Here is a 15,500-nt window from a genome sequence, read left to right on the forward strand (position 1 = left end):
GGGCGCTCCTTGGGGTGTCAGTTGGAAGTGGTGAGGGGGGAAATCTGGGCATAGGCCGCGCGGAACGCTGCCTTCTTGGGCGCGAGCCGCTCGGTCAGCGTCCGATCGGGCGCGATGCGATGCGAGACGGGCGGCGCAACGCAAACCTCGGCGGGGGTTCCGCCATCGACCGCAATCTGCGCGAGCCGGGCAGCGCCGAGCGCCGGGCCGACTTCGCCGCCCTGGAGATAGACCAACGGCACGTCCATCGCTGCGGCGAGCGTCTCGCCCCAGTAGCGCGAGCGCGCGCCGCCGCCGATCACCGCGAGTTCGGCGACTTCGGTCCCGGCTTCGCGCAGCACGTCAAGCCCGTCGGCGAGCGCGAACGCGACACCTTCGAGCACCGCTTGTGCGAGCCGGTTGGGATCGGTGTCGTTGTCGAGCCCGACGAATGCGCCGCGGACCTGCGCGTCGTTGTGCGGGGTGCGTTCGCCCGAGAGATAGGGGAGGAAGATCTCGGGACCGTTGGCAGCACCCGCCGCCTCGGCGCGCTGGAAGAGTTCGGCAGCGCCGCTCGCGCCGGTGAGCCGCGCGACCCAGTCAATGCACGAGGCCGCGCTGAGGTGGACCGACATCTGGTGCCACATGTCGGGCAGGCAATGGCAGAAGGCATGAACCGCACGCGCCGGGTTGGGCCGGAACGCGTCGTTGGCGACGAAGATCACCCCCGACGTGCCGAGCGACAGCAGCGCCTTGCCGTCGGTCACGACGCCGACGCCCGCGGCACCGCCGGCATTGTCGCCCGCGCCGCCCGCGACGGGAACCTGCGGAATGCCCCACGCCTCGGCGGTGTCGGCACGTAACAGACCCGCGACATCGGTGCCCTCGACCAGCCGCGGCATCTGCGCCTCGGTCAATCCGCAGGCGGCGAGCAGCGTCTCGCTCCAGCGGCGACCCGCGACGTCGAGCCACAGCGTGCCCGCCGAATCCGACATGTCGGACGCCTTCTCGCCCGTCATCCGCAGCCGGACATAGTCCTTGGGCAGCAGCACGGTCGCAACCTGCGCGAAGATCTCGGGCTCATGCCGTCGCACCCATTCGAGCTTCGGCGCGGTGAAACCCGGCATGACGATGTTGCCGCCGACGGTGCGGAACTCGGGCGTTGTCGCCTCGAGCGCCGCGCATTCGGCAAACGAGCGGCCGTCGTTCCACAGGATCGCGGGGCGCAACGGACGGTCGTCGACGCCGAGCAAGGTCGCGCCGTGCATCTGCCCGGCGAGCCCGATCCCGCGGACCGCCCGCCGGACTTCGGGGTCGATCGCAAGGACCGCCGCGCTCGTTGCCTTCCACCAATCCTCGGGGTCCTGTTCGGACCACAGCGGCTGCGGTCGCTGGACGCTGAGCGCCGCGACGCCTTGGCCGACGACCGCGCCATGCGTGTCGAGGACGACGGCCTTGACGCCCGACGTGCCGATATCGATTCCCAGAAACATCGGCTGCCTTATTTGACCAGCGGATCGATCGCCTTGATCGTCCCGTCGGCGTTGAAGTTGAGTTCGGTCACCTTGACGTTCCGCAGGTGGTTCTTGTTGCTCAGCTGCGTGTCGGCATAAAACAGCCACCACTTCCCACCGGTTTCGATGATCGAATGGTGCGTCGTCCAGCCCTGTACCGGCAGCAGGAAATGCCCGCGATAGGTGAACGGGCCGTAGGGGTTGGTGCCGGTCGCATAGTTGAGGAAGTGCGTGTCGCCGGTCGAGTAGGTGTAATAATATTGCCCACCGCGCTTGAACATCCACGACGCCTCGAAGAAGCGCCGGTCATGGTCGCCGCCGAGGATCGGCTTGCCGGCTTCGTCGAGGATGACCGCATCGTGCGGCGTTTCGGCGAGGCTCTTCATGTCGGGGTTCATCCGCGCGACCTTGCCGGTCAGCGCGGGCTGGCCGTCCTGCAGCAGATCGGTATCGCTGCCGTTGGGATCGAATTTGCCGTTCTTCCAGCGCTGGAGCTGCCCGCCCCAGATTCCGCCGAAATACATATAGGCCTTGCCGTCGGTGTCGGTGAAGACCGCCGGATCCATCGAAAAGGCGCCGGCGATCGGCTTGGGATCGGCCTTGAACGGGCCCATCGGGCTTTTCGACGTGGCGACGCCGATCATGAATTTGCCCAGCTTGTTCTTGTCACGCGTCTTGTCGCGCGCGGGGAAGTACAGGTAATAGGTGCCGTTCTTGTACGCGGCATCAGGCGCCCACATCTGCTGCGACGCCCAGGAAACCTGCTTCACGTCGAGCGCGACCGGGCCGACGGTGACCGGGGCACCGATCTTGTCCATCTTCAGGACGCGGTAATCGTGCATCGCATATTCGTTGCCGAGATCGTCGTCGGGCGTCGCGGTCGGGACGTCATGCGACGGATAGACGTAGATCTTGCCATCGAACACGTGCGCCGACGGATCGGCGGTGTAGATCGATTTGACGAGCGGCTGCGATAGATACTGTCGACCGTCCGGCGCGCGATCCTGCGCTAGCGCGAGCGATGCTGTTCCACATGCCACCACGGCGGCTACGAAGCGATAAGCCATTGGTCCTCTCCCGGATGCGCGTAACCGCGCTATGGCGAACGGGTAGCGCTAACATTTAGCCGCCGCAAGCGGTTTCGAAAAGCCAATCCTTCTTTGGAACGCGCCTTCGTCGGCGCGGCCAGTTATCGTGAGCGGAGGCGACATTTGCGCGGGTGGCTGGCGGAGAGAGTGGGATTCGAACCCACGGTGAGCTTGCACCCACGGCGGTTTTCAAGACCGCTGCCTTAAACCACTCGGCCATCTCTCCGCGCCGCCGGTCGCATAGCCACGGGACGCCGCTTCGTGCAAGGTTTGTGATCAAGTGCGGGGCTTTGGGGGTTCATGTGCGCCCATGGCTGTGCCAATGTTGGCTTATGCGGGACAAACACACATTGCGGGCGCGGATCGTCCTTGGATTGACGGCGGCTGCGCTGTGCCTGGGGGTTGGCGGGGCCGCTGGAGCGCAGGATGATGCCGGTTTTCAGGCGTATCTGGCCACGCTGCGCGCCAAGGCCGAGGCGAAAGGGGTCAGCCGCACCACGCTCGACGCGGTGATCCCGACGCTGACGCTCAATCCGCGCGTCATCGAGCTCGATCGCGGGCAGCCCGGCGCCAATCCGAATGCCGGCATCCCCGATTTCGCGCCGTACAAGGCGCAGCATTTAAGCAATGCGATCATCGCCAATGGCCGAAGCGCGTATCAGGCCGAGCGCTGGCGGCTGCGGCGGATCGAACAGGAGACCGGTGTTCCCGAATCGATCATGGTCGCGATCTGGGGCCATGAGACAAGCTACGGTCGCGTGATGGGCGGGTTCGACCTGCCGCGCGCGCTTGCCTCACTCGCCTATGAAGGCCGGCGGCGCGATCTGTTCGTCGATGAGTTCATCGCCGCGATGCAGATGATGGACCGTGGCGTGACGCGCTCGCAGCTCGTCGGCAGCTGGGCCGGTGCGACCGGCGGGCCGCAATTCTTGCCGTCGATCTATTTGCGGCTCGCGCGCGACGGCGATGGCGACGGGCGCGCCGATATCTGGTCGAGCCACGCTGATACGCTGGCCTCGATCGGCAATTATTTTACCAATGCCGGATGGCGGCCGGGCCAGCCCTGGGGCCTCGCGGTGTCGGTCCCGCCCAGCTTCGACCGCAGCCAGATCGCCAATCGCTTGCTGTCGCCGCGCTGTCTCAAGGTCTTTGCACGCCACAGCGGGTGGAAGACGATGGCCGAATGGCGCGCGCTAGGCGTCGCGCCGGTGTCGCGCAGCTGGCCGGGCGACTCGGTGCTGGCGACGCTGATCGAGCCCGATGGTGTCGGACGCACCGCCTATCTGCTGACCGGCAATTATCGCGTGATCCTCGATTATAACTGCTCGAATTTCTACGCGCTGTCGGTCGGGCTGCTCGCCGACGCGGTCGAGCAATAAGCGTGGCGCCGCTGTTCGGTCTGGCGCTGCTCGGCGCCTTGCTCGCGTCCGATGGCGTTTCCCAGCGCGATCCGCGCGACGCGCCGGCCTTGCCGTCCGATGTCGCAGTGAAGCCGCAGGATGTGCCGCCCGAAGTCGCGCAAGGCGCCGGCCCGCGCGGCACGTCGGGGGAGGTCCACGAGGACGGCGTTGGCTATGCGGCCATGCTCACCGCACCGCCCGAAGGTCGCTGGGCGACTGTCGCGATCGGTGTCGGACACCCGACGCTTGCGGCTGGCACGCCGGTCGAGCTGACCGCGCTCGACAGCGGACGGACGATCATCGCCATGGTCGTCGCGCCGAGCAGCGGCGCGGTGGTGGCGCTCATGCCCGGAACTGCGGCGGCCTTGGGAGTCGGCGATCATGCGGGGATCCGCGTCCGCACCGTCGTCGCGTCGCCGCAGGAGTTGCGCGCGCTGCAAGCCGGGCAAGCGGCGTCGCCGCGGCTCGACGCACCGCCGACCTTGCTGGTGGCGCTCCGCCGCAAGCTACCCAATGAGCGCATCACCGCCGTGCCGCGCTTGCCCAGCCGGCCGGCGGTCAGCGCGATCCGTCCCGCTCCGGCACCACAGCGCCCTGCGCCCGTAAAACCGCGCCCCGTACCCGAGACCGAGCCGCCCGCTCGCGCAAAGCCCGCGCCTGCGCCGGTGCCGGCCCGCGGCCTTATGGTACAGGTCGCAGCGCTGTCGTCTGCCGACCGTGCCGCCGCGCTGGCCAAGCTGCTTGGCGGGCGCGTCGTTCCGCTCGGCAAGCTCTTCCGCGTCCAGCTCGGCCCCTTCGCCGATTCCGCCAGTGCGCAGCGCGCACGTGACGGCGCCGCACGACGCGGCTATGCTGACGCACGCATTTTCCACACCGACTGAAAAACGAGACCGAACCGCATGTCCTCGCGCCAGAAACTGCTTGCCGCCGCTGTCGTCGCCATCGCCGCGACGTGCCCGGCAGTTGCCGCCCCCGAATTCCAGACCCCGGCGCCGGTCGCCTACCTGCAGGATCTGTCGTCGGGCGCGATCTTGTACCAGAAGGACGCCGACCGCCGGATGCCGCCCGCCTCGATGGCGAAGATGATGACGGTCTATGTCGCGTTCGAGATGATCAAGTCGGGTGAATTGAAGCTCGACCAGAAATTCCCGGTGCGCCCCGAGACGTGGCGCGCCTGGCACTCGCAGGGCTCGACCATGTTCCTGTCGTCGGGCGAGGAGGTTAGCGTCGGGGATCTGCTCAAGGGCATCGTCACGCTGTCGGGCAATGACGCGTGCGTCGTCCTTGCCGAGGGCATTTCGGGGACCGAGAGCGCGTTCACCGAGCGGATGAACCGCGCTGCGACCAAGCTCGGCCTGTCAAACAGCCATTTCGGGACCGCCAATGGCTGGCCGGATAACGGCGTGACCTACGTCACCGCCCGCGATCTCGCCAAGCTCGCCTCATCGACGATCCGTGACTATCCTGATCTCTACAAGCGCTTCTATTCGCTGCGCAGCTTCACCTGGGGCAAGACCCTCGGCGGCGAGAAATCGATCGACCAGGCCAATCGCGATCCGTTGCTCGGTCGCGTGTCGGGTGCCGACGGCCTGAAGACCGGCCATACCGACGAGGCCGGCTACGGCTTCACCGGCTCGGCGATGCAGAACGGCCGCCGTCTCGTGCTGGTGATGGCGGGCTTCGGCAGTTCGGGCCAGCGCGCCGAGGAATCGGTCAAGTTCATGGAATGGGGCTTCCGCGCGTGGCAGGCCAAGCCGATTCTCGCGAAGGGCAAGCAGATCGAGACCGCCGAGGTCCAACTCGGCAGCGCGAGCAGTGTCGGGCTCGTCGCCGCCAATGATCTGAGCGCGACCGTCCCCGCCGGGACTGCGGGCGAGATGAAGCTCAGCGTGCAATATGACGGCCCGATCAAGGCGCCGATCAAGGCTGGCCAGCATATCGCCGATCTCGTCGTCGTTACGCCCGGAATGCCCGCCGAGCGCCTGCCGCTGGTGGCGGCGAACGACGTCAGCGAAGCCGGCTTTTTCGGGCGTGCCTGGGCGGGGCTGATGGGGCTGTTCGGCGGGTGAGCGGACGCTTCATCTCGCTCGAGGGCGGGGAGGGGGCCGGCAAGTCGACGCAAGCCAAGCGGCTCGCCGCGGCGCTCGCTGCGCGCGGGATCGATGCGCTCGTTACCCGCGAACCCGGTGGCAGCGAAGGGGCAGAAGCGATCCGCGCCCTCCTGATGCAGGGGGATGTGTCGCGCTGGAGCGCCCATAGCGAGGCGTTGCTGTTCGCTGCGGCGCGCGCCGATCATGTCGAAAAGACGATCCGCCCCGCGTTGGGTGCGGGGCGATGGGTGATCTGTGATCGTTTCCTCGACAGCAGTCGGGCGTATCAGGGCGTCGCAGGCGGGATCGATGACGCCGACGTGCTGGCGTTGCACGGGTTTGGGTCGCGTGGCTTGCTGCCCGATCGCACGCTCGTGCTCGAGCTGTCGCCAGAGCAAGGGAGCGCACGGGCGGCGGCGCGCGACGGCGCCGCCGCCGATCGCTTTGCGGTGCGCGGTGCGGATTTCCACACTGCCGTCGCCGCGGCGTTCCGGCGCTTCGCCAGCGCCGAGCCCGACCGATTCCGGCTGATCGATGCCGCCGGTGGAATCGACGAAGTTGCCGCTGCGGTGAACGCAGCCGTCGCGGACTTGCTGCCGTGAGCTTGCCGCTGGGCAACGACGCTGCGCATCAGGCTTTCGCCGCAGCGATGACGAATGGCGCGCTGCATCATGCTTGGCTGTTTGCCGGCCCTGAAGGGATCGGCAAGTCGAGCTTTGCGCGTGCGGCCGCATTGCGGTTACTCTCGCAGGGGACGCGCGATGACCTGCCGCCCGGTTTTGCGGTCCCCGAGAGCGACCCGCAGCGCAAGCTGATCGCCGCGGGATCGCATCCCGATTATCGCGAGCTGACGCGCCAGCCGAAGGAAGGCGACAAGACGGGCCTCGATCTTGCGCGCAGCATTCCGATCGCGCAGGTGCGCGCGCTCGGGCCGATGTTCGCGACGCGGCCCTCGATGTCCGACCGGCGCGTCGTGATCATCGACTCGGTCGATGATCTCGAGCGGCCCGGCGCGTCGAACGCGTTGCTCAAGAATCTCGAGGAACCGCCGCAGGGGACGATCTTCCTGCTGATCAGCCATGCGCCGGGTCGGCTGCTGCCGACGATCCGCTCGCGCTGTCGCCAGCTGCGCTTCGATCCGTTGAGCGACGCCGACATGACGTCGGTGCTCGAACATGCGCTGCCCGGCGTCGAGCCGGCCGAACTGGCGGCGCTGGTCGGCGTCGCGCATGGCTCGCCCGGACGCGCGCTGGGGTTCGCCGGGCTTGATCTTGCCGCGCTCGACCAGGCGCTGGCGGTCATCGCGCGCGATGGCGACCCTGGGAACGGAAAGCGCGTACGGCTGGCGAAGTCGCTCGCGCTGAAGGCCGCGCAGAAACGCTACGAGGCCTTTCTCGACCGCGCGCCCGCCTTCATCGCCGCACACGCCGCCGAACGGCGCGGTGAACGGCTGCGCATCGCGCTCGACGGGTACGACGCGGCGCGGACGCTGGCCGCCACGGCACGCGCCCTCACGCTCGATGCACAGGCAACGGTGTACGAAATGGCGGGGATCGTCGCGCGGCTTGCGGTGTAAGCGGAACGCGGCGGCGAGGCTTCAATAACCCCGCCCGATGTTCTAGGACGCGCGCATGACCGACCCCTATTACATCACGACCGCGATCAGCTATCCCAATGGCCGCCCGCACATCGGCCACGCCTATGAGGCGATCGCGACCGATGCGATTGCGCGCTACCAGCGCCAGCTCGGCCGCGAGGTCCGCTTCCAGACAGGCACCGACGAACACGGCCTCAAGATGGTCCAGGAAGCGCGCAAGCGCGACTTGACGCCGCGCGCGCTTGCCGATGAAATGAGCGGACATTTCAAGGCGATGGCGGACGCGCTTGATATCTCGTATGATCGTTTCATCCGCACCAGCGACAAGGATCATTACCGCGCCAGCCAGGCGATCTGGCGGGCGATGGAAGCGGCTGGCGATCTCTATCTCGATCGCTACGAAGGCTGGTATTCGGTTCGCGACGAGGCGTTTTACGACGAGAAGGAGCTCGTTGAAGGCGAGGGCGGCGCCAAGCTCTCGCCGCAGGGCACGCCGGTCGAATGGACCGCCGAGGAAACCTGGTTCTTCAAGCTCTCCAAATACCAGCAGCCACTGCTCGATTTCTATGCAGCCAATCCCGATTTCATCCGGCCGGAAGCGCGGCGCAACGAGATCCTGCGCTTCGTCGAGGGCGGATTGTCCGACCTGTCGGTGTCGCGTACCAGCTTCGACTGGGGCGTTCCCGTACCGGGCAGCCCCGGCCATGTCATGTATGTATGGGTCGATGCGCTGACCAATTACCTGACTGGCGTCGGCTATCCCGACGATGTCGAACTGTCCGAGACCTTCTGGCCCGCGAACCTGCACGTCATCGGGAAGGATATCGTGCGGTTTCACGCCGTTTACTGGCCAGCTTTTCTGATGAGCGCGAACATTCCCCTGCCGCGCGCGGTCTTCGGCCACGGCTTCCTGCTCAACCGCGGCGAGAAGATGTCGAAGTCGGTCGGCAACGTCACCGATCCGATGGAACTGGCGACGCGCTTCGGCGTCGATGCGCTGCGCTATTTCCTGCTGCGCGAAGTCAGCTTCGGCCAGGACGGCAGCTATTCCGAGGAAGCGATCGTGACGCGCTGCAACGCCGATCTGGCCAACAATCTCGGCAATCTCGCGCAGCGTTGCCTGTCGATCATCGCTAAAGCCTGCGGTGGCGTCGTCCCGGCGATGGGCGCGCGGACTGCGGCCGAAGACGCGCTTATCGCTAGCGTGGCGGCAGCCGAAGAGGGGATGCACACGGCGATGACCGACCTTGCGCTCCATAACGCGCTCGAGGCTGTCTGGTCGGCGGCGCGCGACGCTAACCAGTATCTCGCCGACCAGGCGCCGTGGAGCGTGCGCAAGACCGATCCAGAGCGTGCCGACACCATTCTGTATCACGCTGCCGACGCGATCCGTCGCATTGCGATCCTTGCCCGCTGGGCTATTCCGGGCGGCGCGGACAAGCTCCTCGATCTTCTGGGGCAGGCGGCCGATGCCCGCAGCTTCGAGGCACTCGGTCATCTGCTCGCGCCGGGGCTGACTTTGCCGGCCCCCGCGGGCGTCTTCCCGCGTCTCGAGGCGCCGGTTGGGGACGCGTGATGTTCGCCGACAGCCATTGCCACCTCAATTACAAGGGACTGATCGAGGGGCAGCAGGACGTGCTCGCGCGCGCACGGGCGCGCGGCGTCCATGCGATGCTCAACATCGCGACGCGCGAGAGCGAGTGGGACGCGGTGATCGCTACCGCCGAGCGCGAAAGCGACGTTTGGGGGACCGTCGGCATCCACCCGCACGAGGCCGATCAGCATCCCGACATCGGGACCGCGCGGCTGGTCGAACGCGCGCAGCACCCGCGCGTCGTCGGGATCGGTGAGAGCGGGCTCGATTACTTCTACGATCACAGCGACTGGGACCGCCAGCGCGCGAGCTTTCGTGCGCACATTGCCGCAGCGCGCGAGACCCAGCTGCCGCTCGTCGTCCATACGCGCGATGCCGAAGACGACACCGCCGAGATCATGCGCGAGGAAATGGGGAAGGGGGCCTACCCCGCCGTCATCCATTGCTTCACCGCGAGCGGGGCGTTTGCCGATATCGCGCTCGACCTCGGCTGCTACATCTCCATCTCGGGAATCGTGACCTTCAAGAATGCCAAGGATCTGCAGGAAACCGCGGCGCGGCTGCCGCTCGATCGGCTGTTGATCGAAACAGACGCGCCGTTTCTCGCGCCGGTGCCACATCGCGGCAAGACCGGTGAGCCTGCCTTCGTCGCCGATACTGCGGCGTTTCTGGCAACGCTGCGCGGCGAAACGCTCGAAACGCTCGCCGCTGCGACGGCGGACAATTTTCACGCTTTGTTCACCAAGACGCGCGTATGAAGGTTCGCATCCTCGGTTCGGGGACGTCGTCTGGCGTGCCGCGGATCGGCAATGATTGGGGCGCGTGCGATCCGGGCAATCCGCGCAATCGCCGCATGCGGGCAGCGATCCTCGTCGAGACCGCGACGACGCGCATCCTCGTCGATACCGGACCCGACATGCGCGAGCAGTTGCTGGCGGCGGGAGTCGATACGCTCGACGCGGTAATCTGGACCCACGACCATGCCGATCACACGCACGGCATCGACGATCTGCGCCAGGTCTTCCATGCGATGGGGCGGCCGGTTCGCGGGCTTGCCCGGCCTGATCTCAAGGCTCTGCTCGAGCGCCGCTTCACCTATGTTTTTCGCGGTCACGATGGCTATCCGCCGACCGTGGCGATCGAGACGCTACCCGATACGGTGACGATCGGCGACATCACGGTACGGACCGTCCAGCAACCGCATGGTCCGTTCGTCTCTGCGGGACTGCGGTTCGACAGCGCTGCGGGATCGATCGGATATGCGACGGATTTTAGTACGATGACACCCGATATGGCCGCGGTGTATCAGGATCTTGACGTCTGGGTGGTGGATGCGTTGCGTCGTCGTCCGCATCCATCGCACGCCGATCTGCCAAGCGTGCTGGGGTGGGTCGAAGCGTTCCGACCGGGGCACACCATTCTGACGCACATGGACCAGTCGATGGATTACGCGACGCTGCTCGGCGAACTGCCACCAGGCGTCGAGCCGGGCTATGACGGGTTGGAGCGGATGGTGTCGGCGACCACGGGATGATGATCCTGTTGTACCTGCTGGTATTGATCCTGCCGGTCAGCGCACTCGTTGCACGCCCTCTACCGCTCGGCGACGCGGTGAAGATGGCGCTGGCGTGGGTGGCGATCTTCGGCATTCTTGTGCTGATCGTCACGCTTTTCGCGAGTGGATGACGTCTACGGGCGCAAAGGGCCTGTCTTAACATTTGCTCTGCAATTAACATAATGTCTATTATCGGACTCAAGCGCTACGGTTGATCTTTGAAAGCGCTGCCGTCTCCGCTTCGCCCGACCTCCCGCATGTCGCGTGCAGCGGAAAGCCACTTCTTTCGTAACCGGATCGACCCGCGCAGCTTGGGCTAATATGCCGCGATCGCGCGATGCTACGGGATACGGTCATCCCACACCGCATCCAGCGTCCGGCGTCCATTGCACCCTGACCTGACATTCGGGATCGAACAACGGCGCAAAGATCAGCTTTAGCGGCAGCAAGAAAGCGGCGTTGGCAGCGATCCTCGGAGTGCGGGAGTATGTCCCACCAACAAGATCGGAATTGGCCATGTCGTCCGCACGCTTCGATCGAATGCAACAGCGCCATAGCTCGGGCCTCCTGTTCTGGCGTTGCGGCGAAGGCGCCGCGTCATGATCAGTCCGGTCATCCTCACGGTTCCTGGGCTGCTCGGCTCGGGCGACGACCATTGGCAAACCCGTTGGGAGCGCGAGCGTAGCGATACCCACCGGATCGACCTCGGCGCCTGGGACGATCCCAATCGGACCGTGTGGATGAGCCGGATCGATCAGGCGGTCGCGGCCGCACGTGGGCCGGTGGTGCTCGTCGCGCATAGCCTGGGATGCCAGGCCGTGACGTGGTGGGCCAATGCTTCGGGGCCAAGCGGCGCCTCTTCGGTGCTCGGCGCGTTGCTCGTCGCTCCACCGGCGACCGATCGCCCAGCGCTTGACCCGCGCATCGCCCGGTTTGGTAACGACCCGCGTCGGGCGTTGCCCTTCGTTTCGTTGCTCGTCGCAAGCGAAGACGACCCCTATGCAACGATGCGGGAATCACGCGCTCTGGCCCGGAAATGGGGCGCGGGCCTCGTCGAAATCGGGCGCGCCGGTCACATCAATGCGCGTTCGGGCCTGGCACATTGGCCGCAGGGTCAGGCCGCAGCCGAGCTTCTGCGTGACGCCCGTACCGGCAATGTCCGGATATTGGCTCGACAGGCGCAGGCGCTGCTGCTCGAACCCGATCTGAACTCTAGCCCGGGTCTGGCGATCGAGGTGGGCAGAACCTCCCGCGGTGAAGGTTCGCAGGTTCATCACTGATGGTCGAGGAAGGGATCGCGTTCGTTCTCTGATTGCGATAGGTCCGTGGTTCCGTTTCAGCTGTAAGTCCGGGACCTAGATGCACCGATCGAGTTCAGCGCGCGTGTCGACCGGGCATCGGCGTAGCGTCGCCAGCCGTGAAGGCTTCCTGCGATGATAGCGCGCCTTGTCTCGATCATGGCGCGGCTGCGCGATCCGGTGCGCGGGTGCGAGTGGGACGTCGCGCAGGATTTCGCGAGCATCGCGCCCTATACGATCGAAGAGGCCTATGAAGTCGCCGATGCGATCACGCGCGAGGACATGGCCGATCTCAAGGAAGAACTCGGTGATCTGCTGCTGCAGGTCGTGTTCCACAGCCGGATCGCCGAGGAAGCCGGGCACTTCGCGCTGCCCGACGTGGTCGCGGCGATCAGCGACAAGATGGAGCGCCGCCACCCGCACATCTTCGGCGACGCGGAGACTGGCGGAGATCAACGCTGGGAACAGATCAAGGCCGAGGAACGCGCCGCGAAGGGCGCGGGCGGAGCGCTCGACGGCGTCGCCGCCGGCCTGCCCGCCTTGCTTCGCGCGGAAAAGCTGCAGAAGCGCGCGGCGCGGACCGGGTTCGACTGGCCCGATGCAGCTGGCTCGCGGGCGAAGATCCACGAGGAGATCGCCGAAGTCGATGCCGCGGCGACGCAGGACGAGCGCGAGGACGAGATCGGCGACCTGCTATTCTCGGTGGTGAATTGGGCGCGCAAGCTCGGCGTCGATCCCGAGGCGGCGCTGCGCCGCGGTAATGCCAAGTTCGAGCGGCGCTTCACCGCGATGGAGGCCGCGGCCGGCGACGGATTCACCGCGCTTTCGCTCGAAGACAAGGAGGCCCTGTGGCAGGCGATCAAGACGCCGGCGGGCTGAGCGCGCTCGCATAGGCGCTCTGCACGCTCCAGCCGAGCGCTGTGTAAAGCGCCCTTCCCTCGTCGGTCGCGACGAGGATCTCGCGCGATGCAACGGAGCGACGCTGCGCGTGGAGCGTACTCATCACCGCATGGCCGAGCCCGCGGCGCTGGTGATCGGCACTGGTGCGGATCCGATCATAGGCGAACACGCCGTCGATCTCGACCGCATAGCCGCTCGCGGCGAGCGATCCGTCGGCGGCCGTGACGGTAACTGCGATGACGCGGTTCTCATGCTCGACCGCAAGTGTATACCCCTCCGCCAAGCGCCGCGCCGGCGGTTCGGCGAGACTTGTCATGACCCAGGCGCGATCCTGCAACGCCCATAAGTCGGGCAAAAGCGCTATTAATGCCGCCTCTTCTACACACGCTTTGATAAGAATTCGAGGTTGGTGGATGGAGTGCGCAAGTGTGGCGATCGCCGCGTCGCCGCGCACGAAGATGTAGCGGCAATATTCGACATCGCTGCGCGTATCGACGCGCCAGCCGCCATGATCGGCGACCGGCGCCGCCACGCCGCGCGCGATCGACCGCGCTGCGACCCAGCCCGCGAGCAGTTCGGGATCGACCCCGTCAGCGTTGAGCAAAGCGCTCATAGTCGCGCTCGGCCATCCGGACTTCGTAGATCGCCTGCTCGCCCTCGACCGTTTGGCTCAGCACCTCACCATGCGCGTGCAGCCACGCTGCGCCCGCCCCATCTCCGGCCTCGAGCAGGATCGTGTAGCGCCGATGCGTCGCGGTCAGCAGCGCGGCGACAGTGTCGAGCAGATGCGCCACCCCTTCCCCGCTCAGCGCCGAGATCGCGACGACATCGTCGCGCCGTGCGGCCTCGCCGAGCCATTCGGCGCGTTCATCCGCGTCGAGCAAGTCGAGCTTGTTCCACGCCTCGATCCGCGGGACCGACGTATCGACGCCGATGTCGCGCAGCACCGTCTCGACGTCGTCGCGCTGCACCAGCGTATCGGGATGCGCGATGTCGCGGACGTGGATCAGCAGATCGGCCGACACCACTTCTTCGAGCGTCGCCTTGAACGCCGCAACGAGCTGAGTCGGGAGTTCGGAAACGAACCCGACCGTATCCGACAGGATCGCCTTGTCGATCCCCGGCAGCGCGATCTGGCGGAGCGTCGGGTCGAGCGTCGCGAAGAGCAGATCCTCCGCCATGACGTCGGCGCCGGTCATGCGGTTGAATAGCGTGGACTTTCCGGCGTTGGTGTAGCCGACCAAGGCAATCACCGGCCACGGCGCGCGCTGGCGCCGGTCGCGGTGCAGGCCGCGGGTGCGCGAGACTTGCTCAAGTTCTTTCTTCAATCGCGCCATGCGGTCGCGGATCAAGCGCCTGTCGGCCTCGATCTGCGTCTCGCCCGGGCCGCCGAGGAAGCCGAAGCCGCCGCGCTGGCGTTCCAAGTGGGTCCAGCTGCGCACGAGGCGACCGGCCTGATAATCAAGATGCGCGAGCTCGACTTGCAGCCGCCCTTCGGCGGTCGCGGCGCGCTCGCCGAAGATCTCGAGGATCAGCCCGGTACGGTCGATCACCTTGGCCGACAGCGCCTTTTCGAGGTTGCGCTGCTGAACCGGCGTAAGGTTCGCGTCGAAGACGACGAGTTCCGCCTCGCCCATCCGCACCGTCGCGGCGAGCGCCTCGAGCTGGCCCTTGCCGATCAGCGTCGAAGGCTGGAGCGTGCGGACCTTGATCGCGACGCGATCGACCACCTCGACATGGATCGCCATGGCGAGACCGGCAGTTTCCGCCAGCCGTGCCTCGGCGTCGCGCGTAGACGCACCGGTATCGGGATAGACGACGACCGCCTTTGCACCGCGCGCTACGTCGTCGCGGTCACGTTCGAAACCTGTGGTCAATCTTCGTCCGAACCTGCTGTTTCATCAGCCAAATTGAGGGGGTGCGCGGGCTGGATCGTCGAGACCGCATGCTTGTAGACGAGCTGCGCCATGCCATCGCGCTGGAGCAGCATGCAGAACAGGTCGAACGCCGCGATCTGCCCCTGCAGCATCACCCCGTTGACGAGGAACATCGTGACGTTGTCCTCGGACTTGCGGACCGCGTTGAGGAAAATTTCCTGCAGCAGCGGCTGCTTGCGCTGCGCTTCGCCGACGGCGTTCACGATCGCATCAATGTCAACGCTGTTCGACGGCATGATCGTCGAAATGGCGTGCTTGTAGATCAGCTGCGACTGGCCGTCGCGGCGGAGCAGCACCGAGAAATTGTCGAACCAGGTAACGATTCCCTGGAGCTTGACGCCCTTGACGAGGAACATCGTGATCGGGGTCTTGGTGCGGCGCAGCGCATTGAGGAACAGGTCTTGCAGCGAGGTTTGCTTGTCGGCCATCGGTCGATCCTATGTTTTTGGCGGGTGGTTCCCGCAGTGCGCCGGTTCCGGCGTCGAAGTGCGCCTGATTGACGCTGAGGGTGATTTAGGGTGCCGGGGGCGGTTCGTCCAGCGGGTGGG

The 15,500-nt window shown here is 66.3% G+C and carries 16 protein-coding genes and 1 tRNA gene; 11 read left to right on the top strand and 6 right to left on the bottom strand.

The window, feature by feature from the left end; genetic code table 11:
• Positions 1–17: 17 nt before the first annotated feature.
• The 3 genes from xylB to ACVWYO_RS20285 all read right to left on the bottom strand — a co-directional run bounded on the left by xylB (position 18) and on the right by ACVWYO_RS20285 (position 2,807).
• Positions 18–1,472, bottom strand: coding sequence for a xylulokinase (gene xylB / locus ACVWYO_RS20275; RefSeq protein ID WP_457353911.1), 1,455 nt, complete (start codon positions 1,470–1,472; stop codon positions 18–20).
• 8 nt (positions 1,473–1,480) lie between these two features.
• Positions 1,481–2,560 carry a glycoside hydrolase family 43 protein gene (locus tag ACVWYO_RS20280; RefSeq protein WP_457353913.1) on the bottom strand — a complete coding sequence of 360 codons (1,080 nt, stop codon included), beginning with the start codon at positions 2,558–2,560 and terminating at the stop codon, positions 1,481–1,483.
• 157 nt (positions 2,561–2,717) lie between these two features.
• Positions 2,718–2,807: transfer RNA gene (locus ACVWYO_RS20285), tRNA-Ser, on the bottom strand.
• A 106-nt stretch (positions 2,808–2,913) separates the two neighbouring features.
• On the opposite strand from ACVWYO_RS20285, the gene ACVWYO_RS20290 reads away from it, so the two are divergent.
• The 11 genes from ACVWYO_RS20290 to mazG all read left to right on the top strand — a co-directional run bounded on the left by ACVWYO_RS20290 (position 2,914) and on the right by mazG (position 12,994).
• Positions 2,914–3,960, top strand: coding sequence for a lytic murein transglycosylase (locus ACVWYO_RS20290; RefSeq protein WP_457353915.1), 1,047 nt, complete (start codon positions 2,914–2,916; stop codon positions 3,958–3,960).
• A 2-nt stretch (positions 3,961–3,962) separates the two neighbouring features.
• Entirely contained in the window at positions 3,963–4,862 is a 900-nt protein-coding gene (locus ACVWYO_RS20295) for an SPOR domain-containing protein (protein WP_457353917.1), read from the top strand.
• 18 nt (positions 4,863–4,880) lie between these two features.
• The gene (locus ACVWYO_RS20300; RefSeq protein ID WP_457353919.1) at positions 4,881–6,050 is read left to right on the top strand and encodes a D-alanyl-D-alanine carboxypeptidase family protein; all 1,170 of its coding nucleotides are present in this window, start codon (positions 4,881–4,883) and stop codon (positions 6,048–6,050) included.
• On the top strand, positions 6,047–6,673 hold the full coding sequence (tmk, locus tag ACVWYO_RS20305; RefSeq protein WP_457353921.1) for a dTMP kinase: 627 nt from the start codon (positions 6,047–6,049) through the stop codon (positions 6,671–6,673). Before ACVWYO_RS20300 ends, tmk begins: the two co-directional genes overlap by 4 nt.
• Positions 6,670–7,647, top strand: a complete 978-nt coding sequence (locus ACVWYO_RS20310; RefSeq protein WP_457353923.1) for a DNA polymerase III subunit delta' — start codon at positions 6,670–6,672, stop codon at positions 7,645–7,647. Before tmk ends, ACVWYO_RS20310 begins: the two co-directional genes overlap by 4 nt.
• Positions 7,648–7,702: 55 nt before the next feature.
• Positions 7,703–9,244: a methionine--tRNA ligase gene (gene metG / locus ACVWYO_RS20315; protein WP_457353925.1), complete on the top strand. Its 1,542-nt coding sequence runs from the start codon at positions 7,703–7,705 to the stop codon at positions 9,242–9,244.
• The gene (locus ACVWYO_RS20320) at positions 9,244–10,020 is read left to right on the top strand and encodes a TatD family hydrolase (protein ID WP_457353927.1); all 777 of its coding nucleotides are present in this window, start codon (positions 9,244–9,246) and stop codon (positions 10,018–10,020) included. Before metG ends, ACVWYO_RS20320 begins: the two co-directional genes overlap by 1 nt.
• Complete coding sequence (locus tag ACVWYO_RS20325; protein ID WP_457353929.1) at positions 10,017–10,796, top strand: MBL fold metallo-hydrolase; 780 nt, start codon at positions 10,017–10,019, stop codon at positions 10,794–10,796. The genes ACVWYO_RS20320 and ACVWYO_RS20325 overlap by 4 nt, the downstream gene beginning before the upstream one ends.
• Positions 10,796–10,948 carry a hypothetical protein gene (locus tag ACVWYO_RS20330; protein ID WP_457353931.1) on the top strand — a complete coding sequence of 51 codons (153 nt, stop codon included), beginning with the start codon at positions 10,796–10,798 and terminating at the stop codon, positions 10,946–10,948. Before ACVWYO_RS20325 ends, ACVWYO_RS20330 begins: the two co-directional genes overlap by 1 nt.
• Positions 10,949–11,416: 468 nt before the next feature.
• On the top strand, positions 11,417–12,097 hold the full coding sequence (locus ACVWYO_RS20335) for an RBBP9/YdeN family alpha/beta hydrolase (RefSeq protein ID WP_457353933.1): 681 nt from the start codon (positions 11,417–11,419) through the stop codon (positions 12,095–12,097).
• Positions 12,098–12,250: 153 nt separating this feature from the next.
• A complete protein-coding gene (mazG, locus tag ACVWYO_RS20340; protein ID WP_457353935.1) occupies positions 12,251–12,994 on the top strand; it encodes a nucleoside triphosphate pyrophosphohydrolase in 744 nt (247 codons plus the stop codon).
• On the opposite strand, the gene ACVWYO_RS20345 is transcribed toward mazG, so the two are convergent.
• The 3 genes from ACVWYO_RS20345 to hfq are packed head-to-tail and all read right to left on the bottom strand — an operon-like array spanning position 12,975 to position 15,380.
• Entirely contained in the window at positions 12,975–13,628 is a 654-nt protein-coding gene (locus ACVWYO_RS20345; RefSeq protein WP_457353937.1) for a GNAT family N-acetyltransferase, read from the bottom strand. The genes mazG and ACVWYO_RS20345 overlap by 20 nt on opposite strands.
• On the bottom strand, positions 13,606–14,892 hold the full coding sequence (hflX, locus tag ACVWYO_RS20350; protein WP_457353939.1) for a GTPase HflX: 1,287 nt from the start codon (positions 14,890–14,892) through the stop codon (positions 13,606–13,608). The genes ACVWYO_RS20345 and hflX overlap by 23 nt, the downstream gene beginning before the upstream one ends.
• Positions 14,889–15,380 (bottom strand): RNA chaperone Hfq, encoded by a 492-nt coding sequence (gene hfq / locus ACVWYO_RS20355; RefSeq protein ID WP_457353941.1) that lies wholly within the window; start codon positions 15,378–15,380, stop codon positions 14,889–14,891. The genes hflX and hfq overlap by 4 nt, the downstream gene beginning before the upstream one ends.
• Positions 15,381–15,500 lie beyond the last annotated feature (120 nt).

The organism is Sphingomonas sp. UYP23 (assembly GCF_054059235.1).